The sequence below is a fragment of the Kitasatospora sp. NPDC051702 genome, assembly GCF_040681575.1.
In the GTDB taxonomy this organism is placed as follows: domain Bacteria; phylum Actinomycetota; class Actinomycetes; order Streptomycetales; family Streptomycetaceae; genus Kitasatospora.
Genome location: NZ_JBFAZB010000016.1, coordinates 1 through 26631 on the forward strand (window position 1 = coordinate 1; position 26631 = coordinate 26631).

Consider the following 26631-nt stretch of genomic DNA (forward strand, 5'->3'; position numbering starts at 1 on the left):
TGCCACACCGCCGGCCGGCCTGCACCTGGAGGTCACGCACGGACGCGACGGCTACCTCGCAGGCCACGACATCGTCGTTCAACACTTCGGCCCCGGGGCCGCAGGGTCCCGGCGTGTCCGGCGGCTCCGCTAGATGTTCAGCCGGAGCTGCAGCCGGCACCCGCCGGGGCGGTTGTCGGTGTCGACGGCGAGCGCCACCGGTTGGCCCGGGGAGGCGGTGAGGAGGTCGTTGGGGAGCGCTCCCCCGCACTGGCGGACGTCGCCGTTGCCGGCGTACCGGATGTCGAGGGTGGTGGAGGCCGTGTTCGACACGAGGAAGGTGAGCGTGCACCCGCCCGGCCGGCTGTCCGTGTCGATGCGGATCGCCGGGCCGAAGGTGCGGGCCGTCGGCGAGGCCGGCATCCGGTAGTCGCCCTGGTTGGCGCACTGACCCGGGGCGGTACCGGGGGCGGACTGGAAGGCGTACCGGACGGAGGTGGAGCCCAGCTGGTTCTGCGGGTCGAAGAGGCCGAAGGAGAGCAGGCAGCCGCCCGGGCGGTCGTCGGTGTCGAGCAGGATCTCGTCGGACCACTCACCGTTGACGTGCCACTGCTCGCCGCGCCGTCCACTGCACTGGCCGGGGTCACCGTCCGGCTCGAAGCGGATGCCGAACGCGGCGGGGCCGAACTCGGCGGGAGCGAGCGCGGCGCGAGCGACCTCGGCAGGGCCGGGCTCCGCGAGGCCCGACTGCCGGTGCGCGGCGTGCGCGGGCAGGGCGGGCCATGCCGGGAGAACGGTGACGGCGGCGGTCGTGGCGGTGGCGGCGGCGAGCAGGGCGAGTCTGCGGATGACGTGGTGCACGCTGGCGGTTCCCTTCGGTGCAGGGCCTCCAGGCCCTCTTGAGGCACAGGGATTCCGGCAGCGTGGACACGCCAAACGGAATGGGCGAGGTCCGGACGGATACGTCACTGGAACGGGCTGCGGGCCGTCCGGAGCGGGCCGGCTGCGCCGGCGTGCCGGCCCGCGGCGCGTCACTCCCGGTGCGTGACGACCGCCAGGGCGCGCTCGCGGACGTCGGCCGAGGGATGGCGGCGCAGTTCGCGCAGGAGCGCCCGCCACTCCCGCGGCCAGCCGAGTCGCTCTCCGAACGACTCCGTCAGCGCGACGGTGAACAGTCCTGCGGCCGCGCCGGCGTCCCCGGCCCGGCGGGCGGTCCGCGTCAGCGCGTCGAGCGTCCCCGATGGCGGCAGCGGGCCCGAGGCGTGGTCCTGCGTCAGCGCCAGCGCGGTGAGCGCGGCCGCCGCCGGTCGGCCCTGGTGGGCCTCGGCGAGCGCGTCAAGGGCGGCCGCCAGCGGCTGCGGCCCGGCCGTGGGGTCCACCAGCCGGCGCAGTGCGGCCGTCCTGATGCCCGCCAGCTCGGGTTCGGCCGCAAGCAGGTCTGCGGCGGCGGCGAGCAGCGGCCGGTGGCGGTCGTCGGCGGGGAGCTCGGTGAGGTGGGCCAGCCTCCGTCTGGCCGGCAGGTCCCGGTCGTCACCGGCGGCGTCGACGCCGTCGAGGTCGTCGAGGCCCTCGGGGTCATCGGGATCGTCGAGGTCGGCAGCGGTGTCGGCGTCGAGGTCGGCAGCGGCGGCGGCACCGGCGTCGGCGTCGGCGTCGGCGTCGCCGGTCCGCGCGGCCGCGGCCAGTTCGGTGAGCGTGCGGTGCAGCAGGCTGCCGGGGGCGGCGCCGCCCAGCGGGTGCGGCAGCCCGGAGGCGGCGAGCGCGCGGACGGCGCCCGCGGCCTCCCGCCAGCCGCCGCGGTTCGCCAGGTCGGTGACGGCCCGTCGGGCCACGTCCGCGGTCTCCGGGGCCCAGCCGGCCCACCGCGCCAGCGCGGCGAGGGCGGGTGCGGCGACCTCCGGATCCGGCGCGGCGGCCACGGAGGCCACCAGCCGGGCGTAGCGGGCCCGGTGGGCCTCGGGGAGGTGCGCCGGGACGGCCCGCAGGACGGCGCGGCGCACGGGCGGCGGGGACTGCCCGGCGGCGGCCTCGGCGAGCAGGCTCCAGACCGGCTCGGCGTCCAGCACCCCGGTCGCGAAGGCGACCGCGGCGGCGCGCACGTCGCGGTGCTGGCCCTCGACGCGGTAGGCGCTGACCAGCAACTCGGCGGCTGGCCGCCGCGGCAGGTGCTCGGCGGCCAGCCGCACGGCTTCCTTGCGGCTCGTCACCTTGCTGCCCTGCGTGCGGGCCAGCAGCTCGCCGAGCCGCTCGGCGAGCTCCTCCGGCCGCGCGGACCGGGCGGCCCGGGTGGCCGCGTACACGGCGACCCGGGCGCGGTCACCGCCCGCGTGGGCCAGCAGGTCCCCCAGTGCGTCGGCGGGCCGGTCCGTCCTGGCCAGCGCGGCGAGCGCCGCCTCGGCGAGCACCACCTCGGCGGAGTCCAGCAGGGCGCGGACGACCGCCTCGCCGTACTCCGGGATCCCGGCAGCGGCGTGGAGGGCGGCGGCCCGCGCATGCAGCGGAAGGGTGCGGTCGCTCGCCGCCGCCGCGGCGAGGCGGGCGGCGGCCCGCCACTGGCGCGGCGTCCAGCGGGTCGCCGCGGCCGTCGGCGGCAGCGGCGCCCGCTGCGGCCGCTCGAGGAACCGCCCGTACGGCGGCGCGGGGGCGAGCAGCGGGTCGAGAAGGTCGGTGCGCTGCTCGGCCAGCACGTCCCGCACCGTTGGCAGGACGGCGGCGGAGGGCTCGAGTTCGAGGATCCCGGCGACCCTGGCCCCGCGGGTGCGCGGGTCGTCCAGCCACAGCGCAGCGGCCGTGGTGAACACGCCGTCGGAGCCGAACCGGAGGGCGTGCAGGAGGAGTTCCTGCAGCTCCGGGACGCCGCGGGCCCGTCGGCCGAGCGAGCGGGCCAGGGTGAACAGCAGCCAGTAGTCCGCGGTGTCGGCCATGGTGTCCAGCCACGGCCGCAGGGTCGCGAACACGGCGTGCTCCTGACCCCGCCGCAACCGGTGCTCCAGCCCGCCGAGTTCGACCGTGCCGGTCCGCCCGGCGATCCGCTGGAGGCTCCGTAGTGCCCACGCGATCAACTCGGCTCCGCCGGCGAGGGCGTGCTCGCGCAGCACCTCGGCGATCAGCCGCTGCAGGGCGGCACGGGTGGCGTACGAGCAGTCGCGGGCGTCGACCGCGTCCTGGACGGCGGTGTCGAGGACGGGCACCGCCGCCGGGGTCAGCAGCCGGGCGGGCACCCGGCCGAGCGCGGTCAGCGCCGCGCAGCGCACCGGGTCCTGCTCGTTGCGGAGCCGGGGCAGCAGGCCGAGCGCGTCCTGGACGGCGAGCCGGTCGCCGGAGACGGCCGCGCCGGCGAACAGTGCCGTCCAGGCGGCGGACCGGTCGTCGGCGTCGGGGCGGGCGAGGGCGCCCCGCAGCTCCGGCTGGGCCTCATCGGTGGGCAGGTACGCCAGGACGGGGGCGAGCTGCGCCCAGGGGCGGCCGGCCGCACGGCGGGCGGCGACCTGCCGCCGCGCTTCGGCATGGCGGCGCGCGTGCGGGAACAGCGGCAGCAGCAGCGGGAGTTCGGCCTCCTTCGGGAGGGCCCCGGCGTACACGTGGTCGAGGAACGCGTCGCGTCGGCCCGGCGGAAGGGCGCGCAGCAGGGCGGCAAGGCAGCGGGGCGCGGACAGCCAGTGCCGGCCCAGGGCGGGGAGCGAGGGCGGGTCGGCGCGCACTAGTCGGCGCAGCGTGCCACTGGTCGGCGGCAGGGTGTACGGCCCGACCGCGCCGCGCCGCGGGTCGGCGAGGAGCCGGGCGGTGCGCTCGGCGTCCGTGGCGGCGAGCGGCGGCAGGTGGTCACGGCGCAGCGGGAGGTCCGGGCCGAAGCGTTCCAGCAGGTCGAGGGCCCGGGCGGTGCGGGCCCGCACCGTGGCGCCGAGGACGTCGGCCAGGGCGGGCCAGTGCCCCAGCCGCAGCGTCTCGGGGTGCTCGGCGAGGACCCGCTCCAGGTGGTCCAGGAGCTCGTCCGGGAAGCGTGCGGCGAGGGGGGCGAGCGGTGCGGCGTGCGCGAGGTCGGGCAGGGTCCGGGCGACGAACGCGGGGCTGCAGGCGGAGAGCAGCCGGGCGGCCTCCTCGTCGCCCCACTCGGCGCGCAGGCCGACCACCAGCCGCTCGGCGAGCCGGTGCCGACGGCCGTGGCGGACGACCCGGGCCAGCCGGCGGCGCAGGGTGCAGGAGGCGCCGGTGTACGCCGCCTCGATCGCCTCGTCGGTGATCCCCTGGGTCCGGGCGGCGCGCAGGGCGTACCCGCGGACCACCGGGTCGGGGTCGGTCAGCCGCTCGGCGAGGAAGCCGGTGGCGCGGCCGGCCGAGGCGGCGAGCGCGGCCAGCCGACGGCCGTACACGCCGTGGCGCTCCAGGCCGGACAGGAGGCCCGTGAGGTCGCCGAGGGCGGCGCGCTCCCGGGCCGTGCGGACGACGAGCCGCTGACGCTCCGGGTGGGAGAGCGGGTCGAGGTCGGCGAGCAACTGATCGGCTTGGTGCGGCAGCGGCCATTCTGGACGGGGCGCAGCGGGTGCGTCCCACCGGTTTTCCGTCGCCCCCGGTTTTCCCGCCGCATGTCGATCTCCTCCCGTGGGGATACCGCGGGTGCCTCGCCTCCTCGGTTCCCTCTGGGGAAAGGGATTTCCATGCCGCTCGGAAATGCGATCAACAAGGCGCTCTGCAATGGACACGACTGGAAGTCCTGGGAGCGGTACGACGGCAGTTTCGCGCTCTACGGGATCTTCCTGAACTACCGGGGCACCCCTCAGGCGGAGCACTGCCTCTGGTTCAGGCAATGCCGGAAATGCCGGGGCCGCGATACCGAACTGCGCCACACCTGGGGCCCCTTGGAGTTCATCGACGAGTACCTCAGCGTCGACTCCCACAACCGGTTCGACGGCTATCGCTGCGTCTGGTGCACGGCCAGCAAGTCGGCGTAGCGGCGCTCGCGCCACGACGCGCGGGCGCGCCGGGCGGCGGGTCGCCCCGCCGCCCGGCGCCGGGACGGTCAGGCCGCGAGGCCCAGGCCCAGGGTGACCGCCACCGGGGCCAGGTAGAGGAGCGGGAAGGGCATGGTCCTGTAGGAGCGGACCCGCAGGGTGGTGAGCACGGCGCCGAGGAAGTAGAGGATCAGGGCGACCGCCGCGGCCACGCCGACGGCCGGCACCGCGAGACCGACCAGCAGGCCCGCCGCCCCGGCGAGCTTGGCCAGCGCCAGCCAGGCCCACCACGAACGCGGCACCCCGTACTCGACCAGCGGCTGGGTCACGAACTCCGCGCGCCGCGCCAGCGAGACACCGGAGAACCCGACCCAGAGGGCGCTGACGACGGCAAGGACGACATGGGCGACAGACATGGTTGGTACCTCGGTCCCGTGCGGAGGAGGAGCCGGCGGACGGATCCCGCCGCGCTTCGTTGCGCTTGCTCGAACACTCCACTGACCCGCCGCCCCCGCCGGATGTGACAGCCCGGCCGAAGAATTTTTCGCCGACGTCCCGGGGCCGGTCAGGCGGGGCGCAGGAAGAGCTCGTCGGTGTAGCACCAGGCCCAGTCCTCGCCCGGTTGGAGCGAGCGGGCGATGTGGTGGCCGTGGTGGGCCCGGGCGTGGTGGTAGGCGTGCTGCCCGGGCGAGCTGTCGCAGCAGCCGACGTGCCCGCAGCTCAGGCAGGCTCGCAGGTGGACCCAGGCGGTGCCGGCCCGCAGGCAGTCCTCGCAGCCGGGCGTCGTGTCCGCGGGGACCTCCAGGAGCCCGTCCAGGTGCCCGCAGGTCGGCTGGACGACGAGGCCCGGGTCCACCGCTACACGCCACTCATGCCGGTCGTTCACGGCAGACACCTTACGGGCCGGCCACGCGCGGCACGGCGACGGCAGGGCCGGTACGCCGGCAGACGTCCCCGGCCCGGAGCGTCGGCGGGCCGTTCGACCCGGTGACGCCGGCGGGCCGCCCGACCCGGTCACGGCCCGTCGTCGCGCCGTCCGGTGTCGTCCCGCAGCGCGGCGTCGATGGTCTTCAGGGCCCTTCTCAGCAGTTCCTGGTTGCTGCCGACCGCGTCCGCGAAGTCCGGTACGAGGTTCTCGCGTCGCAGCTCGCGCGCGTCCATCCACCAGTAGAGGTCCGCCTGCGCCGGGGCCAGCGCGAGGGTCGCACGGGCTCGCAGCCGCGCCGCGACCCGGACGACGGGGTCCGGCTCCTCGGGAACGGCCTGGTCGCGGGCGCCGTCCTGTGGCTCATCAGGTACTGCTTCTCGTAGGAGGGCCGGGGCGGGGCGGCCGATTTCCCCGGACCGCCCCGCCCGTTCGGTTCCGCGGGCCCGGTATTCGGAGGCGTCCGGAGGCCCGCCCTCCGCCAACGGCCCTTCCCTCACGCAGCGTTGCCCGACACCGCGCAGCGGGCGGGGCGGCCGCCCCGCCGGCCCGGGGACGAACCGGGGCCGGCCCACCGGGGTCGGGCAGGGGCCCTGCAGGCGGCAGCGGTCCAAGCCCGCGGTGACATGGACAACCTCGTCCTCGTCCTCGAACACGAACGCGGCCTGAGCCGCCGCGGTGCACTCACCGGGGGCCGCGCCGAAGTGGACCGTCGCATCGCCGACTTCCAGCGACTGGCGGCCGAGCTGCCGGACCTGTGCCGTCGGCTCGGTCTCGACCCGACGCAAGTTGGCGCCGTCGAGACGTACGTCCGCGTCATGGGCGCCTGGATCGGCGGCTACCACGCCTGGCAGACCCGGACGGCCCGCTACCGGAGAGCGCCCTGGACGTCCTCCCCCGGTCCGACCCCGGCCACTTCGACACGCTCCTCCGGCCCTGACCCCGGCTGCCGGGCCACCGCCCCGGGCGTCAGCCGACGGGGAGAAGGGACCCGGAACGGGCGATTCCGCCGCGGTCGCGGTCCTCGTGCGGTCCGCGCGAACCTTGCCCGTCCGTGGCGCGGACCGGACTGCTGCACCGCGCACGGACAGCCCGTCACCGTCCGGGACGGCGGCGGGCTGCCGGGTCGCCCGCCGTGACGGCGGGCCCGGGCCGTGGGTCAGCGCACGGTGACGGCGAAGACGGGCGAGGCGACGCTCCCGCTGACGATGCGCAGCTCGTTCTGGCCCTTGATGCCGAGCTTGACGCCGAGGGAGTAGGAGCCGTTGTGGGCGGTGTGCACGGAGGCGGGCAGGGTGACCCACGCGCCGTGCTGCTTCTGCTGCAGGGTCACCGTGCTGCCGGCCGTGAGGCCGGCGGTGGTGCCGGTGACGCGGAACAGCTGCCAGGCCTGGACGGTGGTGACCGACGGCTTGGCGCTGATGGTGGCGGCGGCGGTCGGGGTGGCGGCGGGCGTGGGCGGCGGCGGTCGGGGTGGCGGCGGGGGCGGTCGGGGCGGCCGCCATGGCGGTGCCCGCCGTTCCGACGAGCAGCGCGCCGAGGGTGGCGACGGCGGCCAGGCGCATGGAGTTCCGCTGGGAGACGATCACGGGTGCACCCCTTTCAGGGGAGGTGGTCGTTCGACCCGATGGCACGGTCGGTGCGGTTCGGGTGCTGTCTGTTCGGAGGACGACTCACCCGGCGCCACCGGTTGTGTGCGAAACGTCACTGTCATGTAACAGTCGAACGATCTTCCGTCGTCGACGCACCGTCACGGCGCCGTCATCGAAACGAGGTTCGTCGTCGACGTCGGAGGCCGTCCCGGGGACGCGCCGCCCGCCGCCGCGTAACGCGCCCGTCCCCCGGGAAGCGTTCCGACACACCCCTGCGATGCAAGGCCAGGACCATGTCTGACGACAAGAACCACGTCACCGCCGCCGCGGTACTCCCTCTCGTCGGAGGCGCGGACAACATCACCTCCATCGCCCACTGCATGACCCGGCTGCGGCTCGGTCTGCGCGACCGGTCCCTCGTCGACCGCACGGCCCTGCAGGCCGTGCCGGCGGTGCTGGGCGTGGTCGAGGACGACACCTACCAGATCGTGCTCGGCCCCGGGGCGGTCGCCCGGATCACCCAGGCCTTCGAGCGACTCGTCGCCGAGCAGCGCAGCGCCACCCCGGCAGGCGCCGCCACGACCGACACGACCGCTATGACCGCCGCCACGACCGCCGAGGAGCTGGCCGTGCAGGGCGCGGCACTGCGGGCGGCACGGAAGCGGAAGAACGCCACCCCGGTGAAGCTGCTGCTGCGCCGGATCGCCGATGTCTTCGTCCCCCTGATCCCGGCCCTGATCGGGGCGGGCATCATCGCCGGCGTCAACGGACTGCTGGTCAACCTGGGCTGGCTGCCCGGGATCAGCCCGGCGCTGACGGCGATCGCCTCCGGCTTCATGTCGCTGATCGCGGTCTTCGTCGGCTACAACACCGCCAAGGAGTTCGGCGGCACGCCGGTCCTCGGCGGTGCGGCCGCCGCCGTGATCGTCTACGCGGGCGTCGCCCACGTCTCCGTCCTCGGCCAGACGCTCTCCCCCGGACAGGGCGGGGTGCTGGGCGCCCTGGCGGCGGCCGCCCTCGCCGTCCGGGTCGAGAAGCAGTGCCGCAGGTTCGTACCCGAGTCCCTGGACGTCCTGCTCACGCCGACCCTGACGCTGCTGGTCACCGGTCTGGTCACGCTGTTCGGGCTGATGTTCGTGGCCGGCGAGGTCTCCACCGGCATCGGTACCGGCGCGACCTGGCTGCTGGCCCACGGCGGCGCCTTCGCCGGGCTGCTCCTGGGCGGGCTGTTCCTGCCGCTGGTCATGCTGGGGCTGCACCAGGCGCTGATCCCGATCCACACCACGCTGATCGAGCAGCAGGGCTACACCGTGCTGCTGCCCATCCTGGCCATGGCCGGGGCCGGCCAGGTCGGCTGCGCGATCGCGGTCCTCCTCCGGCTCAGGAGGAACTCCTCGATCCGCGCCACCATCAGGTCCGCGCTGCCCGCCGGGCTCCTGGGCGTGGGCGAACCGCTGATCTACGGCGTCTCGCTGCCACTGGGACGCCCGTTCGTGACCGCCTGCGTCGGCGGCGCCGCCGGCGGCTCGTTCGTCGGCTTCTTCAACATGCTCGGCGCCACGGTCGGCGCCACCGCGATCGGCCCCTCCGGCTGGGCCCTGTTCCCCCTGCTCAAGGGCAACGAGAACCCGGGCACCACCGTCCTGATCTACGCGGGCGGCCTGGCGGTCGGCTACGCCGCGGGCTTCCTGGCCACGTACTTCTTCGGCTTCACCCGGGAGATGCTCACCGGGCTCGACACCGACCCGGCAACACCCCCCACCGCCACGCCCACCGCCACCGCCCCGGCCGAGCCCGCCACCACTCCCGCGACCGCCCCGCCGACGGGCTGACCGACGGTCTCGAACTCCAGGGCCTCGACCGGGACGCCGTCCTGTGGCACCCGGGGCCCCGGCCCTCCTGCGCGGGAGCGGCGCGGGAGGGCCGGGGCCGAAACGACGGCGCGGGTGCGGCGCGAACCCGTGCGGGCGGGACGGATGCCCGGGACCGGCCGGCGCGTCGACCAGGCGGGGGGCGGGTCTCCGGGGCACGGTGGCGGTGGCGCCTGTCAGTCCAGGTCGGCGTCGCCCGGGAGCGACAGCGGATCCTCGGTGGTCGATCCGCGCGTCGGCCTCGGCGGCTTGGGAGGCTTCGGCGGCTTCGAGGGCACCGGGGCCGAGGTGGGCGTCGGCTTCGGGGGCTTCGGGGGCTTCGGCGGCTTCGAGGGTTCCGGTGTCGCGGTGGGCTTGGGCGGCTTCGGGGGCTTCCCCGTCGAGGTGGGCTTCGGCTTCGACGGTCCCCGGGTCGAGGTGGGCGTCGGCCTCACGGCCGACAGCTCCGAGGAGTCGTCCTCGGAGCTGTCCGGGTCCGCCTGATCCAGGGAGGCCGGTGCGGCAACGGCGTTGCCGCGCGCGTCCTGCGGTGAGGAGGCGCTGGCGACGCTGACGGCCACGCATCCGGTGGCCAGGATTCCGGCTGCCGCTGCTATGGCGATTCCTGCTTTCATCATTCCCTTTCCGGGGATGGGCTGTTGGGCCATGGGACGGGTGGGCCTGGGCCCGGGGAATGCGGCCGCACCGCCGTTCTCGGCGGTGCGCACCGGTCCACGCCGCCACCTCCGGCCGCCCGGCGACGGAGGTGCTCCTCGTCCGGCGCGGCCAGTGCGGTCCTGCGTGATCTTCCCTCAGTCAGACGTCCGGCCCGGCGATCAGGTTCAGTGCCCACCACGATCTGCCTCACGGCGCCGACGCCACGCACGAACGTCCGTGCCCCGCCCCCGGCGCGCCCGGACACCGTCGAGACCGGGGCCGGTGGCCTGCTCCTCCTGGTCGACTCCCCTGCCCGATGCCTCTCACGACGTTCGCGACGCCGCCTCGCCGAGTCCGGTGACGGCACCTACGGCTACGGCCGGGGCTGCGGTACGTGGACCGGGTCACCGCCGAGCGCGGTGTACAGGTCGGTCCAGCGGCGGTCGGTGTCCGTCGGCGGCTTGCCGTCGCAGAAGGCCTTCGTCCCGTTGGCCGTGTAGAAGCGCATCATCTCCAGGACCGCCCGCGGATCGGACGCCTGGCCGCCGGTGTAGCGGGTGCCCGGCGTCCGGCTCTGGTGCTGGACGCAGGTCGGGGACGGTGTGCCGGGCTGGGCGTCGAAGCTCCCGTCGGGTTCGCTCCCGCAGCCCGTGAGCAGCGGGGCCGCGGCGAGGGCGAGGCAGACCAGGAGGGGCGATCGGCGTACCGGACGTGCTGTCATGGGGGCGCTCTCCGGGGGAATGCGGTTCACAGGGTGGCGGGCAGGCCGCGCAGGACCAGTCCCAGCCCCACGGCCAGGACGAGTAGCGCCGTCAGCAGGGCGCTGTACGGGGCGATGCGCCGCAGCCGGCCGACGACGGGGCCGTCGGCCGCGACGGTCAGGCGGTCGCCGAGGCGGACCAGGAGCAGGCCGACGGCGGTCAGGGTGGCGGCCATGCCGAGGCCGTAGGCGACCACGAGGGCCGCGCCGAAGAGTGTGCGGCCGAGGGCGACGGCGCCCAGCAGGACCACCAGGGCGGACGGGCTGGGGACGAGGCCGCCGGCGATGCCGAGGCCGATCAGGCTGCGGCGGCCGGGTGCGGTGTGGTCATGGTGGTGGTGATGGAGGCCGTGTCCGAACAGGCCGTGCCCAGGACCGCGCGAGCGGCCGGACTTGTGGTGCGTGTGATCGTGCGTGTGATCGTGCCCGTGGTCGTGCCCGTGCCCGTGCCCGTGCCCATGCCCGTGGTCGCTGTGCACGTGCTGGTGATGGGCCACGGGGTGCGGGTGCGAATGCGGGTGCTGGTGGTCGTGGTGGCCGGTGGCTGCCGCCGAGGCGTGCGCCAGTTCCCTGGCCGGTTCGCCGTCGGTGCCCGACGTGGGTCGCGGGACGTGTCCGTGGGGTCGGAGGTCGTGGCGCCGGAGGGCGTCGCGCAGCAGGCCGGCGCCGACGGCGGCGACCAGGGCACCGCTGACGACGCCCAGCCAGCCGAGCACCGCGTCGCCGGCCAGTGAGGAGAACACCGTCAGGCCCAGGCCGATGATCAGGACGCCGGCGGTGTGGGTCACCGTGACGGTGGCTCCGACGGTGACCGCGTCGCGGATGCTGCCGCGGCGGCCCGCGAGGTAGGCCGCCATCACGGTCTTGCCGTGGCCGGGCAGCAGCGCGTGCCCGGCACCCAGCACGACCGAGAGCAGGACGGCGAGCAGGCCGAGCGGGACGGTGAGCCGCCGAGCGGCGCCGAGTTCGGCGAGGCGGGCGTCCAGTCCGGCGAGCCAGGCCGTGGGCCCGGAGCGGTCGGCCCTGGCGGCCGTTCCCGGTGCCGCGCCCGCGCCGTCGCCGGGCCGCGCGCGGAACTGCGCGTGGGTGGCGCCGCTGGGGCTGTCGAGGAGGTCGCGGGGGTAGTCGCGCAGTTCTGCGGAGACCGACCGGGCCGGGACGTCGGAGTGGTCGAGGGTGGTGCCGTCGCCGCGGGCGGTGATCTCGTTCCACCCGACCCGGCCGGGGTCGATGCCGCTGGCGACGGTGAGGGTGGTGCCGGCGGCGGGAACGTGCAGCCCGGTTCGCAGGACGCATTCGAGGCGGCTGGTGCGCAGTCCGGCCGCGCCGTCCTCGTAGCGGAACTGCGCCGATTCGGTGCTCCAGGGCAGGGGCGCGGCGGGCGCCCGGTCGGTCGTCACCCGGAGGCGCTGCGCGGTCTGCGCGCACTGTTCCCGGGCCCAGGCGGCGCGTTCGGCCTCGTCGACGGTGCCGTCACCGTCGCGGTCCAGCTTCGGCTGCTCCTGGAGGGTGGGGATCTCTGCGACGTCGGTGACGGCGAGGACCTCGAGGGCGTCCGGGTGGACGGTGAAGCCGTAGTAGTGGTTCAGGGAGAAGTTCCCCAGGGGATGGGCGCCGGCGAGGGGTGCGGCGAGACCGAGCAGGAGCAGGGCGCCTGCCACCGCCGTGCCTGTCCGGACGAGGGATCGTGGGACCGCCACGCTGGGCCTCCGGGGACGGGGCCGCCGCCACGGCGGCGACGCCCGGACCGGCGGAAGTGGGATGCGGGCCGGTCGGCCCGACGCACACCATCCGGTTCCGGGGGCGACTCCGGATTGGCACCACTCCGTCGCGGCCGACGGCACCACCCGGCTGGGGCAACACCTTCGGACGCCCGTTCCCGCCCCCCGAACACCTGACGGATGATCGACCGCTCGGACCGGCAAGCACCGGCGACCTCTCCGAGAGCCCCGGCGCCTCGACCGGCGACCGGCCCCCAGTTGCAGTACTACTGCAACTGCGAAGGCAGCGCGCCCGGTTGTGCCGCGACCGGCCGGGTGACATCGCTGGTCCGTGCGGGTGAGACGACCAGGCCGCACGCGCCCCGCTCGCGAAGGGGTGACGGGATCCGGTCCACAGTGCCCCATGCGGCCCCTCCGGCCGATCCCCCGCTCCGGCCCGACCCGGGCCCGGTGCGGTCGACGCCCGTCATGGAAGCGAGCACAGCACCTACATGAACGTCACCCGCCGCCCTGCCCGCAGAAGGTCCACCGCCCGCGCCGCGGCGCTCCTCACCACCATGAGCCTGGCGCTGGCCAGCAGCGCGCTGCTCGGCTCCGGGGCGGGCGTCAGCTCCGCCTCCAGCCACCGCGAGGCCCCGCTGATCGCCGCCGACCCCCAGGTCGACAACACCGACGTCTACGCCTTCACCAGCCCCGACGACCAGGACACCGTCACCCTGGTCGCCAACTGGCTCCCGTTCCAGGAACCCAACGGCGGCCCCAACTTCTACCCCTGGGCCGACGGCGCGCACTACGACATCAACATCGACTCCCAGGGCACCGGCAAGCCCGACCTCACCTACCGCTGGACCTTCCACACCGAGGACCAGCGCGGCACCAACACGTTCCTGTACGACAACGGCGTCGTGAACAACCTCACCGACCCCACCCTGCTGTTCCGCCAGTACTACACGCTCCAGGAGCTGCGCCCGGGCTGCGAGCCGGTCACCCTGGTCGAGCACGGCACGGCCGCGCCGTCCGACACCGGCCGCGCGTCGATGCCCGACTACGGCCGGCTGCGCAACCAGGCCACCGTCCAACTCCCGGGCGGCGGACAGACCGTGGCGACCCAGGCCGCCGACCCGTTCTTCCTCGACCTGCGGGTCTTCGACCTGCTCTACGGCGGCAACCTCTCCGAGGTCGGCCAGAACACCCTCGCCGGGTACAACGTCAACTCCCTCTCCATCCAGGTGCCCAAGAGCCGCCTCGCGTACAAGGGCGACCCGACCCGCAACCCCGTCATCGGGGTCTGGTCCAGCACCGAGAAGCAGACCCTCAAGCTCAGCCCCGGCAAGGCCGAGCCGGCCGGCAAGTTCGTCCAGGTCTCGCGACTGGGCAACCCGCTGGTCAACGAGGTCGTCCTGCCCGCCGGACTGAAGGACGCCTTCAACTCCCTTCCGCCGTCGGAGGACCACAACCAGCCCGCCGTGGTCGCCAAGGTCCTCAACCCTGAGGTGCCGCAGCTGATCCAGTCGATCTACGGCCTCCCGGCGCCGGCCACCCCGCGCACCGACCTCCAGGAGATCTTCCTCACCGGCATCGCCAAGGCCACCGGCGGCCCCTTCCAGGTCGACCTGAACTCGCAGCTGATGAACCAGGACGTCAACCCGAAGAAGTTCGTCCCCGCCGAGGAACTCCGCCTCAACATGTCCACCCCGGTCACCGCGCACCCGGACCGCCTCGGAGTGCTGAACGGGGACTTCCAGGGCTTCCCCAACGGCCGCCGCCTGACCGACGACGTCGTCGACATCGCCCTGCAGGTGATGGAGGGCGCCACCCCGGGCCACCTGATCGGCGCCCTCGCCGCCGGCGACAAGGTCAACACCGCCGACAAGCCGTTCGGCCCCGCGTTCCCCTACGTCGCGCTGCCCTACGACAAGGCCGTCAACCAGCCCAACTGACCCTTCCCGCCCTGCGGGTGGCCCGCGCACTGCCGCCGGCCACCCGCACGGCCCCCCTTCCCAGCACACCACCGAGGACACCCATGCGCCGCCTGCCGCTGCTGCTCACCACCATCGCGCTGTGCGGCGGCCTGGCCGCGTTCGGGGCGCTGGACCGCGGCCACGCCGGCGACGCCCGGCCCTCGCCCGGGGCCGGACGCCGGCCGGGCAGCGCGCCGGTCGCCGGCGGTTCGCTGGCCGGGGCGATCGCCGCGGACCAGCAGCGGCTGCGGCAGCTGCCCGGCGACGCGGCCGGCTGGGCCCGGCTGGGCGCCGAGTACGTCGAACAGGCCCGGCTGACCGCGGACCCCTCGTACTACCCCAAGGCCGACGAGGCGCTGCAGCGCTCGCTCACGCTGTCCCCCGAGGGCAACGCCGACGCCCTCACCGGACTCGGCGCCCTCGCCAACGCCCGTCATCTGTTCGGCCGGGCACGCGACTTCGCCGACCGGGCCATCGCCGCCTCGCCCGCGCACTGGCCCGCCTACGCCGTCCTCGCCGACGCCCGCACCCAGCTCGGCGACGACGCCGGCGCCACCGAGGCCGTCCAGCAACTCCTCGACCGCCGACCCGGCACCGCCTCCCTCACCCGCGCCGCGTACGACCTCGAACAGCACGGCCGCGGCGAAGACGCCCGTGCCGCCCTCCGACAGGCCCTCGGCGGCGCCTACGACCCCGCCGACAAGGCCTACTGCCAGTACCAGCTCGCCGAACTCGACCGGAACTCGGGCCACTTCGCCGAGGCCCTCACGGGCTACCAGCAGGCCCTGGGCACCGACCCCGCCCACACCCCCGCCCTCGCCGGCCGGGCCCGCACCGAAGCCGCCCTCGGCCGCACCGATGACGCCGTCCGCGACTACACCACCGCCATCGCCGCCGTCCCCCTCCCCCAGTACCTGCTCGAACTCGGCGAACTCCACGAGTCCCTCGGCCACGACGACCAGGCCCGGGAGCAGTACCGGCTGCTCACCGCCGAGCAGCGACTCGCCGCCGCCAACGGCGTCGTCGACGACCTCACGCTCGGCCAGTTCCAGGCCGACCACGGAGACGCCACCGAGGCCGTCCGCCTGCTGCGCGCCGAATGGGACCGCCGGCACAGCGTCCTCGTCGCCGACGCGCTGGCCTGGGCCCTGCACCGCACCGGCGCGGACACCGAGGCGATCGGCCTCGCCGAGCAGGCGGCCGCCCACGGCTGGGACGACAACGCCCTGTTCCTCTACCACCGCGGCGAGATCGAACGCGCCCTCGGCCGCACCGGTGAGGCCCGCACCCACCTGGCGAAGGCGCTCGCCACCGACCCCTCGTTCAACCCCCTGCAGGCACCGGCGGCCCGCGCGGCCCTCACCACCGTCGGCGGCTGAAGCCCGCCCCCGGGGCAGCGGCGGGAGCAACGGCCGAAGCGGCGCCGGTCGTCGCGGCGGCGCACGCGGTCGCGCCGGCGGCGGGAACGAACGGGTGGGGCCTGCGAGCGGGCGGGCCGGCCAGGGCCGCGCTGCGTCGGCGGATCGGGGGGCGGTCGGCTCCCAACGCCCGGCGGGCGGCGGCGGCGAGGGCGGCGAGGGGGTCCGGGGCGGCGAGGGCGGTGCGCAGGCGATCACGTGGTCGGGGCGGACCAGCAGCGCGCCGTCGTGGAGGCCGGTGCCGCAGCGGAGCGGACCCGGCCCCCGGACACGCCTAAGGGCCCATGTAGGGGCGGTAGGGGGGCTCGTCGTCCGGCGGGTCGCCGGCCGTCCGGCTGCCGGCCCGCCGGTGGACCGCCGATCGGGCGGCGACGACCTCGGCGTGCTGGCGGAGTCCGGCTGCGGCGAGGTCCTGGGCGAAGGCGGTCAGCAGGTCTGCCGCGGCGGCCGCGGCGCCGGCCCCCTCGTGCAGGGCCACCGCCCGGTCGACGGCTTCCGCGGCCTCCTCCCAGCGCCCTTCGGCCGCCAGGCCCCGGCCGAGCTCGGCGAACACCACGGCGCCCCCTGCCCAGTCTCCGGCGGCCTGGCGACGCGTCACGGCCTCTTCGACGGAGTCGGCGAACACCATCGTGCTCCCCTGCCAGTCCCCGATGCGGCGCTGACGGTCCGAGGCCTGGTCCGCGGAGCCGCCGAGCCCGCCGGCCCGCCCCACCGGCTCGGCCGTCCGGTACCCCTGGTGGAGCGCGAGCCGCGCCGCGGTCTGCCGGACGGCGGCGGCGCGTTCCGCCTCCTGGCGCTCCTTGCGCCGCGACCTCCGCGCTGCAGGCCCCGCCTGCTCCGACGGCCCCGGCTGCCCCTGCTGTGGCCGAGGGGTGGCGGGCGTCCGGGCCTTGTCGCCGACCAGGACGCGGTCGAGCCACCCCCGGAAGGCGCCGCTGCCGCCTGCTGCGTTCCGGCCCTCCGACGTGCCGTCGGCAGTCCCCGGCCCTCCCGTGCCGACGGCACCGGACGCGGCACCGCTCGCGGCGGCGGGTTCCGGGTCCTGCCCGGCGCCTCGGGGCGGGGACGCCTCGGCGCCGCCCCCGCCCTGGGCCCGGATGCGTGCGAGCTCGGCCGCGCTGCGCCGCGCCCGCTGTTCGGCGGCGGTCCGGTCCTGTCGTGCCCGGTCGAGGGCCCGTCGGAGCTCGTCGGCTTCGGCCTGGCGGCGGGCGTCCTCCTGACGGCGTGCGTCGGCCCCGGCCTCCGCCTCGTCCAGGCGTCGTTCGGCGTCCGTCTGGCGGTGTTCGGCCTCGGCGGCCCGGGTCCGGGCCGCGGCCAGGGCGTGCTCGAGCTGGTCGACGTAGCCGCGCAGCCGGTCGTGCTCGGCCCTCAGGTGCTCGTTGTCCTTGCGGGCCAGGTCGAGTTCGACGCTGTGACGGGCCGTCCGGGCGTTCAGGTCCGCGATGGCGCGGCGGGTCTCCAGGGACCAGCGTCGGGCCTGCTCGTGGGCCTCCTCGAGTGCGGCCTCCAGCATGCGGACGGTGCGCGCCGCCGCCTCCGCCCTCTGGTGGGCCGTGGTGACCTCGTCCCGGAGCCCCTGCAGTTCGGCGGTCCTGGGTGCCAGGTGGCGCTGCGCCGCACGGTGGGAAGCGCGGACGGCCTCCCGACCGCCCCGGGCCATCGGCGTGCCCGACTGCCGTTCCGCGTCGTCCATCAGACGCTCGACGAAGTCCGCGCCCGGTAGTTCGATCCCGCTGAAGTAGCGCGAGAGCGTCGAGGTGCTGCGGTTCAGGCTCGCCGCGTAGGCGGTCATCGACGTCTCCAGCTGCCCGGCGAGCAGCCGCAGGGCGACGGCCAGTTCCCGTACGGCCGGTGCGAGGTCGTCGGAGAGTTCGCTGGTGAAGACGATCCGCCGGCGCCGGCGCCGCTCCGGAGGGCCGGCCTGCGGGGCGCGCGGTCGGCCCTCCACACCGGGCAGGCTCCGCCCGGCCGACTCGTCCGTCCCCCGGTCCTGTTGCTCGTCGCTCATTGCGCTTTCCCTCCCGTGCTCATTGTTGCGCCTTCCTCGCAACGTGTTCGCGCGTACCGCAACGTGTTCGCCCTTACCGCAGCGGCTCGGGCGCGGCCACAGTGAGCGGCGCAGCAGTAAGCGGTACACGGAGTCACGGTCAGCGGGAAGGGTCGACGATGCGCCGACGGTCGGCAGGTACGGGTTTCAGCGATCGGGCAGGAGGAGCCGTCTCCGCGGCCCGCCTGTTCGCCGGGGTGGGCGTGACCGGGGGCGGCTCGGCCGTGGCCGCGTTGAGCGGTGCCCCGTGGTGGGCGGTGACGCTCGGGGTGATCGCCTCGTCCGGCCAGGTCCTCGCCGCCGTCGCGCTGGGGATCGTGCAGAGCATCGCCCCGCAGGACTCGGGTGACCGGCGCCGGGTGTGGGAACTGCTCCTCGGGGACCGGCGGCCCCGGGGCTCGTCCGACGATCCGTCACCGCAGGCGCCCGGGAAGTAGCCCGGCGCCGCGTCCAGGCGGGCGGCGTTGCGCCCGCCGGACGGACCGGCGGGCGGTCTAGGCTCGGCCCGTGGGACAGCCCGACCAGCGCGCCGAGGGCGCGGGACCGTTCACCACCCGGCTCACCTGGCACCCGCCCGGCGGCGGCACCGCCGTCTGGGAATCACGGCTCGCCCGGCGCCGGGGGCTCATCGCCGTGCACCCCGCCGGGGCGGCCACCGCCCGGCACGCCAGGGCCGACGGCACCTCCGTCGCGCGCCTGCGCCGGCTCAACGCGATCGCCGCCACCGCCTTCGTCATCGGCGGGGCGCTGTTCGCGGCCGGCGCCGCCGTCGCCCAGTTCGGCTCCGGCGACGCCACCACCTGCGCCTGGATCTACTTCCTCGGCGGGCTGTTCTTCAACACCGGCGGCTACGTGTCGCTGCTCCAGGTCGTCAACGCCCCGCGCCACGTGCCCGGGGGCGCGGGCGCCCTGGTGACCCGGCGCTGGCGGTGGTGGAGCTACGAGCCGATGCGGGTGGACTGGCTGAGCGCCTTCGTGCTGTTCGCCGGCACCCTGGTGTTCGCCGTCAACCTGCTCGACTCCTTCCTGCAGGGGCTGAGCGTCCAGCAGGTCAACCGACTGATCTGGACCCCCGACGTCATCGGCTGCGTGCTCTTCCTCGTCTCCGGCCACCTCGCCTTCGTCGAGATCTGCCACGTGCACCGGCCGTGCGTCCGACGGCGCGACCTGGGCTGGTGGATCGTCGCCGTCAACCAGCTCGGCTCCGTCCTGTTCATGGTGTCGGCGCTCGCCGCCTTCACCCGCCCGGCCACCGACGCCCTGATCAGCGCCGACGTCGCCAACTGGGGCACCCTCACCGGCGCGCTCTGCTTCTCGATCGGCGGCGTCCTCCAGCACCTCGAACGCCCCTGAACCGACCCCTGGCCGACCCCTGGTCGGCCCCGGACCGCTAGCGGCGCGGGCCCGCCACCGCGTACAGCAGCGTGCCAACCCCCAACAGAAGCCACGGCGTCCCGGTGGACAGCGCCGTTTCGGGCTGCAGGACCATCCAGGCGGCCACCTCCCCCACGGTGCCGCCCGGCGGCGGGACGAGGAGGGTGAACGTGAGCCAGCCGGTCGGCAGGATCCATGCGAACGGGGCCCCGCAGAGCACCGCCCCGAGCGCGGCCAGGCCGGCCAGGCCCGCGCCGTTCCGGACGACGAGCGCGGTCGGGACGGTCCCGTGCCCCGCCACCTGAACCGCCGCCAGCGCCGCCGCCCCGGCGACCGCACCGATCAGCAGCACGTGCACCAAACGGCGGGGCAGCCACCGGATCGCGGCCGTCCGGTCGAGCGCGGTGTCCTGCCCGCCGAGCCCGGCGGAAGCGGCCGCCACGCTCGCGGTCAGCAGCATGACCGCGATGGCCGGCTCCCCGCCCTTCACACCGCCCTGTTCCAAGGCCCACACCGCCAGCGCGGCGAGCACGACCGCAGCGGCCGAGACGGGCATCCGTCGGGAACGCGCGTACAGCACCAGCCACCTCATCGGGTCGCCTCCCCCGTCAGCGCCACGAGCCCGTCCTCGCAGGAGAGCGCGGCGGTGTGCGCCCGGGCGATCCGGGCGCGCTGCTCGGCCGGCGGCAGGGCGGACACCTTCGCCCAGGCGGCCTCGGCCTTCTCCCAGGTGGCCTGCGCGTAGCCGTCGGGGTCGGGCAGCCGCAGCGGTTCGAGCCGGCGGTCACCGAGGGCCAGGCTCGTGGCGATGCTCTGCGCGGGCAGGTCGATCAGCCCGCCGCCCTCCCGGGTGGTGCGCGGACGGCAGTTCGGTGCCAGGCCCTGGCCGACCAGGAGGCGGGTCAGGTCGATCCGCGCCGAGGGGGCGAGCAGCGGGTCGTCGAAGTCGATCAGCACCGTGTCTCCGGAGAGCGTGCGGTCGTCGCCGACCGCGCGCAGCCCGGTCTCCTCGCGCACCGCGGTCGGTGCCTGGTCCCCCAGGGCGTCGTGCAGCACGCGCAAGGCCTCCTTGCCGTGCCGCGCGACATCGGGCAGCTGTGCGCCGTGCGCCCGCGTCACGCACACCGGCCCGTCGCAGAACAGGGCGGCGGCCGCCCGGTCGACGACGTACGAGTCGCGCTCGGAGGCCGGGAGGACCAGCAGCGCCAGCGCCGCACCGACCAGCACGGGGGCCAGCGCGATCAGCCGGGCCCGGCGGGTCGCGGCGCACAGCAGGGCGAAGCCGGTGCCGAGCAGTCCGAGCAGCCAGAGTGTCTGGCCGAGGTGGACGGCACCGGACAGGGTCAGCAGCATCTCCCGCGGCATGTCGGTCGCGGGGGACAGCAGGGCGAACCGGTTCGACACCGTGCCCGAGGGCAGCTCGCCGTCCGTGAACTGCCGCAGCAGGACGTTCGCCATGAGGAAGACCAGCACCAGGAACGGCGGGGTGAGCACGGAGGGCAGCGCCCGGGCGACGCCCATGCCGAACACGGCTCCGGCGACCAGGGCCAGCACCGCCACCAGGGAGATCGGCAGCCAGCCGAGGGTCTGGTAGGCGGTGCCGCCGCGCGCCACCTGGACCGCGCCCCAGAGCACGAGCAGGCCGAAGGCCGCCGCCAGCGAGACCGCCGTCACGCCGGCCGGCACCGCCGCCCGCCGCCAGGCCGGCCGTGGTGTGGTCGCCAGCAGTTCGGTCATCCGCGAGCGGGAGTCGCGCAGCCCGTGCAACGCCCCGAGGCCCACGGCGATCGGCCATCCGAAGGCCAGCATGACCCGGGTGGTCAGCGCCATCGTCGTCCACTGGGCCGTCCAGGCCGCGGCGCCGTACCACCAGAGACCGTTGATCAGGTGGATGAACGCCAGGCTGCCGCCCAGGATCAGGAGGCCGGCCCACGGGGCGGCGGAGCGCTTCAGTTCGATCCCCAGCACACGCCCGCTCACCAGGCACCCACCCGCGCCTCGGAGGTGTGCAGCAGCGCCGAGTAGCCGCGCTCCAGGGGGCTGTCGCCCGGGTACTCGTCGCCGCCCGCCGCGGCGAGGTCCGCCGGCGTGCCCTGGAAGACGAGGCGGCCGTCGGCGAAGAGCACCACGTCGGAGCAGGCGGCCGCGACGTCCTCGACCAGGTGGGTGGAGACGATCACGCAGGTGTCCCGACCGAGTTCCTGCAGCAGCTCGCGGAAGCGCAGCCGCTGCGCCGGGTCCAGGCCCGCGGTCGGCTCGTCCAGCAGCAGCACCGCGGGGTCGTTGACGATGGCCTGGGCGATGCCGGCGCGCCGCACCATGCCCCCGGACAGGGTCTTCATCCGGTGGTCGGCGCGGTCCGCCAGGCCCACCCGTTCGACGGCCCGCTGGACGGCCCCGGGGACGTCCGCCTTGGGCACCTCCTTCAGCCAGGCCATGTACTCGACGAACTCCCGGACGGTGAAGCGCTTGTAGTAGCCGAACTCCTGCGGCAGGTAGCCGATGCGGCGGCGCAGCGCCCGGTGGTCGCCCCTCCCGTTCACGGATTCGCCGAGCAGCTCCAGCTCGCCCTCGGCGGGGCGCAGCACGGTGGCCAGGGCCCGGATCAGGGTGGTCTTTCCCGCGCCGTTGGGCCCCAGCAGGCCGTGGGCGCCGGTGCCGAGGGCGAGGTCGAGACCGTCGACGGCCATCTTCCGGCGTCCGGCCCGGACTTTCAGGCCGGTGGCCCGGATCTCCCAGGCGTAGGTCTTCGGCGCGGTGTCGGCCGCACTCGCGATGGGTGTCATGCGGTGGTCCCTTTCGAGGGTCGAGCGTGGAGTCACAGCGCCGAGTAGGCGTGTCTGCGGGCGATCACGGTGCCGGTGCCGAGGACGAGGAGCGTCCCCCACAGGGGCAGTCGGTCCGCTGCCAGGACGACGGGGATCTCGTCGGTGCCCCAGGCGGGTGCCGCGACGACGACGGCCCAGGCGGCCACCAGCCCGGTGGCGGCGCGGGTCACGCCGATCACGCTGCCCAGCGCCAGGGCCGTGGAGGTGAAGGCGAGCGAGGGCAGCAGCCACTGGGCGGCCGTCGTGGTTCCGGTCAGCCGGCCCTCCACCAGGAGCGCGGGCAGGACCACGGCGAGCACCGCGATGGTGCGTCGGAGCATCAGGGGCAGACCGGCGCGGGGGGTGGAGGCGGTCAGTTCGTGCGCCGGGTCCAGGGTGCGCGACCAGGCGGCGGCGACGGCGCACAGCGGCAGCACGGGCGCGAGGAGCAGCGCGGGCGAGGTGGTCCCCAGGACCGCCGGCGCCCCGACCGCGGCCAGCAGCAGCGCCAGCAGGGTCACGGTGACGGTCATGGCCAGCCACGGCGCGACGACCGGGGTCGTCCAGGCGGGCAGCCACCTCGGGCGGTACCGCCGGGAGGGCGCCCGGACGGCCGCGTCCAGGTGCGGTTGCAGTCCGGCGCGGACGGTCTCGACGAGCGCGGCGACGGCGGGTGCCTCGGTGGTGACGGAGGCCGCCAGGCAGCCGCGGCACGGCGCGCACGTCTCCAGGTGGGATTCCAGCGCCCACAGCGTGTCCGCGGGGATGCCGGTGTCACCGCGGGCGTAGTCGTCGATCAGCCGTATCGACGCGTGTGACGAGTGTGTCGGGTATGACGGGTGTGACGGGTGTTCGGCGGTCATGCCAGTGCCTCCCGCATCGCGATCCGGGCCCGCCGGGCGCGGGTCTTGACGGTTCCTTCGGGCAGTCGCAGCAGGACGGCGGTCTCCCGCACGGACAGGCCGTCGAGCACCATCGCCTGCAGGACCTGGCGCAGTTCCGGTGCCAGCCGCAGCAGGGCGTCGCCCACGTCGCCGCCGACGGTCGCGGCCAGCGCCTCCTCCTCCGCCGCGGGCACCACCACCCGCTCGGCGGCGGCGAGCGGCGGCTCGGCGTGGTGGGCCCGTCTGCGGAACGCGTCGACCAGGCGGCGCGCCGCGATGGTCCACAGCCATCCGACGGCGGTGCCGCCGACGGCGCTCCCGGCGAACGCCCCGGCCGCGCGCCACACCGCCAGGAAGGTCTCCTGCATGACCTCGGCGACGATCTGCTCGTCCGCGCAGCGACGGCGCAGCCGCACCGCCAGCCACGGCGACGTGCGCCGGTACAACTCCTCGAACGCCCCGCGGTCACCCCGGGCGACCAGCCGGAGGAGGCGTTCCTCGTCCAGCTCGTCCAGTGCTCTCCTGCGTGATCTCACACCAGCCAGACGCCCGCGACCGGGCTCAGGTTCTGCACCGGCTGTGACCTGCGTCACGGCTCCGGGCGCGGGACCGGTGGTCCCCCGACACCCGGCGCCCCGGCATCCGGCCTCCCGGTGTCCCGAGGTGCCGGCCCGTCACCCGTGGTCGCGGCGCCGCCCCGGCGCGTCCGGGTGCTCCTCGTCGGCCGCGACGCGGGCGGAGGAGGCCAGGCGGTCGGCGAGGGCGGTGACGAGGGTGCGCAGTTCGTCGGGGCGTTCGATGACGAACGGACGGTCGAGTGCGGCGAGCAGCGGCGGCAGCCAGTCGAGGCGCTCCGCCCGCAGCTCGACGCGCAGCCAGCGTTCGGCCGCCCGGCCCTCCTCCGTCACGGGTGCGCACTCCTCCAGGCGGGCGATGCCCGCGGGGAGGTGCGCGCGGAGGTGGTCGACCGTCGCGTGGATCCGCAGGGTGACCTCGTGCCGGTAGGCGGCCGTGGCGAATCCCGTCAGCAGGCGCTCCGCCGGGTCGGCGTCCTCGGGTGCTTCGAACGTGCCGGGCAGGGTCCGCGCGTCGGCGATGCGGTCGAGGCGGAAGGTCCGGTCCTCGCCGAGGCCGGCGTCCTGGCCGGTGACGTACCAGCGGCCGCCGTGGGCGACGAGGCCGGTGGCGTGCAGGGTGCGTTCGCCGGTGCGTCCGTCGCGGGCGGTGTAGCGGATGGAGACCGGCCGGCGGTGGCGCACCGCGTCGGCGACGGTGAGCAGGACCCCGGTGTCCGGGGCGGCGGTATCGGGGGCCCCGGGGCCCGGGGCGTCCCGATCCGCGGGCCGGTCCGTGAAGGCGAGGGCCTCCAGGAGGGTGTCGAGGCGGTGGGCGAGGTGCCCGGGCAGGACGCGCCGGATCTTCGCCGACGCCGTCTCGCTCGCGGTGCGCTGCGCCGGCGTCAGCCCCGCCCGCCGGCCGGCGACCAGGCCGAGCAGGACGGCGAGCGCCTCGTCGTCGCCGAGCATGAGCGGGGGCAGGCGGTACCCGGGGGCGAGCCGGTACCCGCCGTAGCGGCCGCGCACCGATTCCACGGGCACGTCCAGGTCGATCAGCTGATCGACGTACCGCCGCACGGTGCGCCCGTCGACGCCGAGCCGGTCGGCGAGTTCGGCCACCGTCCGGGTGCCGCCCGACTGCAGCAGTTCCAGGAGCGTCAGGACGCGGACGGTCGGTCGGGACATGTTCGCAGACTAGTACGAATACCGGACCGGTTCTGTCCGGTATTCCTCCTAGCCTGCGACGTGCACGCCTTCCGCACGACCAAGGAGATTCCCGTGGAGTTCGTCTCGATCCGCATCATCACCGGCGACGTGGCGCGCCTCGTCGCGTTCTACGAGCGGGCCACGGGGGCCCGGACGACGTGGGCCACCGAGGACTTCGCCGAGCTCAGCACCGCGGGTGCCACCCTCGCGATCGCCGGTACCCGCACCGTCCCGCTGTTCGCGCCGGGTTCCGCCCGCCCGGCGGACAACCACAGTGTGATCACCGAGTTCCTCGTCGACGACGTGGACCGCGTCCACCGGGACCTGACCGGTGTCGTCACCGACTTCGTCGCCGGGCCCACCACGATGCCCTGGGGCAACCGGTCCCTGCTGCTGCGCGACCCCGACGGCAACCTCGTCAACTTCTTCACGCCCGTCACCCCTGCGGCCGTCGCGAGGTTCGCCCGCTGACGACGCGCACGGCCGACCGGCGGACGACGCACGTCACCGGCCGCCCACTCCGCGGGACCGCGGAACCGCGGGGTGGGCGTCGGGCGCGGGTCAGAAGTCGAGGTACCGCTCGAGCCGGACGGGCTCCCGGCAGCCTGCCGCGAAGACGTCGGCCGTGACGGTGAACCGGCCCCAGGCCGACAGCTCCAGGGCGAAGCCCGTCGACCGGTCGGTGCTCACGCGATCCGGTTCGGGGAACGTCGGATGGAGGTGGTAGACCACCCTGACGACCCGGTCGAGGGCCTCGGCCGCCCCGTCGAGGAAGACCCGGACCCGGTGGAACGGACCGTCGCCGCCCGTCGGCACCCGGTCGGGCCGGGCGGTGTGGGCCAACCGGACCCCGGCCACGGGATCGGCCCCGGCCGGCGGTTGCCGGAGCCGCTCGTACACCTCCTGCGCGGAGGCGGGGCGCCGCGCGGGGTCGCGGGCCAGCAGTCGCGCGACCAGCGCGGCCAGGTCCGCGGGAGCGTCCGGCCGCAGGGTCGCCAGTCCGGGGGCGTCCTCGTCCTGTTTGCGCGCCATGACGGCCCAGGCGTTGGGCCCGGTGAAGGGGGGCCGCCCGGTGAGCATCGCGAACAGGACGCCGCCGAGCCCGTACAGGTCGGACCGCTCGTCGCCCCGCTCGGTGCGGAACTGCTCCGGGGCGCCGTACGCCACGGTCCCCGCCGGAGCCAGCAGCGAGGAGCGGACCAGGGAGAGGGTCGTCCGGAGGAACCCCGCGATCCCGAAGTCGAGGACCTTCACCCGCCCGTCCGTGGTGATCATGACGTTGCGCGGCGTGATGTCGTAGTGGATGACGCCCGCCCGGTGGGCGGCGGCCAGCGCCGCGGCGATCTCACCGGCGACCGACAGCGCCCGGGGGAGCGGCAGCGGGCCCTCCCGGTCGATGACCTCGGCCAGGGTGACGCCCTCGACCTTCTCCATGACGAGGAAGAGCAGGTCCTCGTGCACACCGCGTTCGTGGAGCGTGATGACGTTCGGATGGTTGATCCGGGCCGAGGCCACCGCTTCCCGCGCGAAGCGGGCCGGCAGCTCGCCCACCCCCTCCTCCCCGGTGTGGAGCAGCTTGAGGGCCACCGCGCGGCGGAGGTCCCGGTCGTGGGCGGCCCACACCTCCCCCATGCCTCCCCGCCCGAGCCGGCTGACCAGCTCGTAGCGGCCCGCGATCACGTCACCAGGTCGCATCGCCCACCCCGTCGTCCGACATCCCCGTGCCGGAACACCCTACGGGCGAAGGCGGACTGACGGCCCCGGCCCGGCGGGATCGCGGTCAGCCCCGCCGGCCCGCCGCGGCCCGCCACGCCGCCGCCGTGGGGGGCTCCGGCGCGGCCCCGACCGCGCAGCGTCCGCGAACGCGGACGAGGTCCGGCACCCTGGTGGGTGCCGGACCTCGTCCGACTATGGAGCGCCAGGCCCGGGTTGCACGGACTCTCC

24 protein-coding genes are annotated in these 26631 nt (G+C 75.5%); 8 read left to right on the plus strand and 16 right to left on the minus strand.

What is annotated here, in order from left to right; genetic code table 11:
* Positions 1 to 129 precede the first annotated feature (129 nt).
* Both AB0N04_RS15900 and AB0N04_RS15905 read right to left on the minus strand, forming a co-directional pair.
* Positions 130 to 840 (minus strand): hypothetical protein, encoded by a 711-nt coding sequence (locus tag AB0N04_RS15900; protein ID WP_360206253.1) that lies wholly within the window; start codon positions 838 to 840, stop codon positions 130 to 132.
* Between the two features lie 170 nt (positions 841 to 1010).
* Positions 1011 to 4472 (minus strand): hypothetical protein, encoded by a 3462-nt coding sequence (locus AB0N04_RS15905; RefSeq protein ID WP_360206256.1) that lies wholly within the window; start codon positions 4470 to 4472, stop codon positions 1011 to 1013.
* A 162-nt stretch (positions 4473 to 4634) separates the two neighbouring features.
* Between AB0N04_RS15905 and AB0N04_RS15910 the strand changes: the two genes are divergently transcribed.
* A complete protein-coding gene (locus AB0N04_RS15910) occupies positions 4635 to 4928 on the plus strand; it encodes a hypothetical protein (protein WP_360206259.1) in 294 nt (97 codons plus the stop codon).
* A 68-nt stretch (positions 4929 to 4996) separates the two neighbouring features.
* Here AB0N04_RS15910 and AB0N04_RS15915 read toward each other — a convergent pair whose 3' ends face one another.
* The 4 genes from AB0N04_RS15915 to AB0N04_RS15930 all read right to left on the minus strand — a co-directional run bounded on the left by AB0N04_RS15915 (position 4997) and on the right by AB0N04_RS15930 (position 7186).
* Entirely contained in the window at positions 4997 to 5344 is a 348-nt protein-coding gene (locus AB0N04_RS15915; RefSeq protein WP_360206262.1) for a DoxX family protein, read from the minus strand.
* A gap of 149 nt (positions 5345 to 5493) precedes the next feature.
* Positions 5494 to 5745, minus strand: a complete 252-nt coding sequence (locus tag AB0N04_RS15920; protein ID WP_360206576.1) for a UBP-type zinc finger domain-containing protein — start codon at positions 5743 to 5745, stop codon at positions 5494 to 5496.
* Between the two features lie 197 nt (positions 5746 to 5942).
* The gene (locus AB0N04_RS15925; RefSeq protein WP_363364498.1) at positions 5943 to 6338 is read right to left on the minus strand and encodes a hypothetical protein; all 396 of its coding nucleotides are present in this window, start codon (positions 6336 to 6338) and stop codon (positions 5943 to 5945) included.
* 674 nt (positions 6339 to 7012) lie between these two features.
* Positions 7013 to 7186 carry a hypothetical protein gene (locus AB0N04_RS15930; protein ID WP_360206270.1) on the minus strand — a complete coding sequence of 58 codons (174 nt, stop codon included), beginning with the start codon at positions 7184 to 7186 and terminating at the stop codon, positions 7013 to 7015.
* Positions 7187 to 7738: 552 nt separating this feature from the next.
* Between AB0N04_RS15930 and AB0N04_RS15935 the strand changes: the two genes are divergently transcribed.
* Positions 7739 to 9277: a PTS transporter subunit EIIC gene (locus AB0N04_RS15935; protein WP_360206273.1), complete on the plus strand. Its 1539-nt coding sequence runs from the start codon at positions 7739 to 7741 to the stop codon at positions 9275 to 9277.
* Between the two features lie 258 nt (positions 9278 to 9535).
* Entirely contained in the window at positions 9536 to 9799 is a 264-nt protein-coding gene (locus tag AB0N04_RS15940; RefSeq protein ID WP_360206276.1) for a hypothetical protein, read from the plus strand.
* 526 nt (positions 9800 to 10325) lie between these two features.
* Here AB0N04_RS15940 and AB0N04_RS15945 read toward each other — a convergent pair.
* Both AB0N04_RS15945 and AB0N04_RS15950 read right to left on the minus strand, forming a co-directional pair.
* Positions 10326 to 10673 carry a hypothetical protein gene (locus tag AB0N04_RS15945; protein ID WP_360206278.1) on the minus strand — a complete coding sequence of 116 codons (348 nt, stop codon included), beginning with the start codon at positions 10671 to 10673 and terminating at the stop codon, positions 10326 to 10328.
* Positions 10674 to 10699: 26 nt separating this feature from the next.
* Positions 10700 to 12373: a high frequency lysogenization protein HflD gene (locus tag AB0N04_RS15950; protein ID WP_360206281.1), complete on the minus strand. Its 1674-nt coding sequence runs from the start codon at positions 12371 to 12373 to the stop codon at positions 10700 to 10702.
* 551 nt (positions 12374 to 12924) lie between these two features.
* Here AB0N04_RS15950 and AB0N04_RS15955 point away from each other — a divergent pair.
* Both AB0N04_RS15955 and AB0N04_RS15960 read left to right on the plus strand, forming a co-directional pair.
* Positions 12925 to 14373, plus strand: coding sequence for a DUF4331 domain-containing protein (locus AB0N04_RS15955; protein WP_360206284.1), 1449 nt, complete (start codon positions 12925 to 12927; stop codon positions 14371 to 14373).
* A gap of 83 nt (positions 14374 to 14456) precedes the next feature.
* Positions 14457 to 15773, plus strand: coding sequence for a tetratricopeptide repeat protein (locus AB0N04_RS15960; RefSeq protein ID WP_360206287.1), 1317 nt, complete (start codon positions 14457 to 14459; stop codon positions 15771 to 15773).
* Between the two features lie 313 nt (positions 15774 to 16086).
* Here the strand turns inward: AB0N04_RS15960 and AB0N04_RS15965 are convergent, their stop codons facing one another.
* Positions 16087 to 17820 (minus strand): hypothetical protein, encoded by a 1734-nt coding sequence (locus AB0N04_RS15965; protein ID WP_360206290.1) that lies wholly within the window; start codon positions 17818 to 17820, stop codon positions 16087 to 16089.
* Between the two features lie 263 nt (positions 17821 to 18083).
* Between AB0N04_RS15965 and AB0N04_RS15970 the strand changes: the two genes are divergently transcribed.
* Together AB0N04_RS15970 and AB0N04_RS15975 are read left to right on the plus strand one after the other, a co-directional pair.
* Positions 18084 to 18296: a hypothetical protein gene (locus tag AB0N04_RS15970; RefSeq protein WP_360206292.1), complete on the plus strand. Its 213-nt coding sequence runs from the start codon at positions 18084 to 18086 to the stop codon at positions 18294 to 18296.
* A gap of 70 nt (positions 18297 to 18366) precedes the next feature.
* A complete protein-coding gene (locus AB0N04_RS15975) occupies positions 18367 to 19212 on the plus strand; it encodes a hypothetical protein (protein WP_360206295.1) in 846 nt (281 codons plus the stop codon).
* A gap of 37 nt (positions 19213 to 19249) precedes the next feature.
* Here AB0N04_RS15975 and AB0N04_RS15980 read toward each other — a convergent pair whose 3' ends face one another.
* From AB0N04_RS15980 to AB0N04_RS16005, 6 genes are all read right to left on the minus strand, one after another.
* A complete protein-coding gene (locus tag AB0N04_RS15980) occupies positions 19250 to 19825 on the minus strand; it encodes a hypothetical protein (RefSeq protein WP_360206298.1) in 576 nt (191 codons plus the stop codon).
* Positions 19822 to 21213, minus strand: coding sequence for a hypothetical protein (locus tag AB0N04_RS15985; RefSeq protein WP_360206301.1), 1392 nt, complete (start codon positions 21211 to 21213; stop codon positions 19822 to 19824). Before AB0N04_RS15985 ends, AB0N04_RS15980 begins: the two co-directional genes overlap by 4 nt.
* Positions 21210 to 22019, minus strand: a complete 810-nt coding sequence (locus tag AB0N04_RS15990; RefSeq protein WP_360206303.1) for an ABC transporter ATP-binding protein — start codon at positions 22017 to 22019, stop codon at positions 21210 to 21212. Before AB0N04_RS15990 ends, AB0N04_RS15985 begins: the two co-directional genes overlap by 4 nt.
* A 32-nt stretch (positions 22020 to 22051) precedes the next feature.
* Complete coding sequence (locus AB0N04_RS15995) at positions 22052 to 22903, minus strand: zf-HC2 domain-containing protein (protein WP_360206305.1); 852 nt, start codon at positions 22901 to 22903, stop codon at positions 22052 to 22054.
* Positions 22900 to 23460, minus strand: a complete 561-nt coding sequence (locus AB0N04_RS16000) for an RNA polymerase sigma factor (RefSeq protein WP_360206308.1) — start codon at positions 23458 to 23460, stop codon at positions 22900 to 22902. Before AB0N04_RS16000 ends, AB0N04_RS15995 begins: the two co-directional genes overlap by 4 nt.
* 138 nt (positions 23461 to 23598) lie before the next feature.
* Complete coding sequence (locus tag AB0N04_RS16005) at positions 23599 to 24666, minus strand: YafY family protein (protein ID WP_360206311.1); 1068 nt, start codon at positions 24664 to 24666, stop codon at positions 23599 to 23601.
* Positions 24667 to 24759: 93 nt separating this feature from the next.
* On the opposite strand from AB0N04_RS16005, the gene AB0N04_RS16010 reads away from it, so the two are divergent.
* Positions 24760 to 25158: a VOC family protein gene (locus tag AB0N04_RS16010; protein WP_360206314.1), complete on the plus strand. Its 399-nt coding sequence runs from the start codon at positions 24760 to 24762 to the stop codon at positions 25156 to 25158.
* A gap of 90 nt (positions 25159 to 25248) precedes the next feature.
* Here the strand turns inward: AB0N04_RS16010 and AB0N04_RS16015 are convergent, their stop codons facing one another.
* Positions 25249 to 26382: a protein kinase gene (locus tag AB0N04_RS16015; protein ID WP_360206317.1), complete on the minus strand. Its 1134-nt coding sequence runs from the start codon at positions 26380 to 26382 to the stop codon at positions 25249 to 25251.
* Between the last annotated feature and the right edge of the window lie 249 nt (positions 26383 to 26631).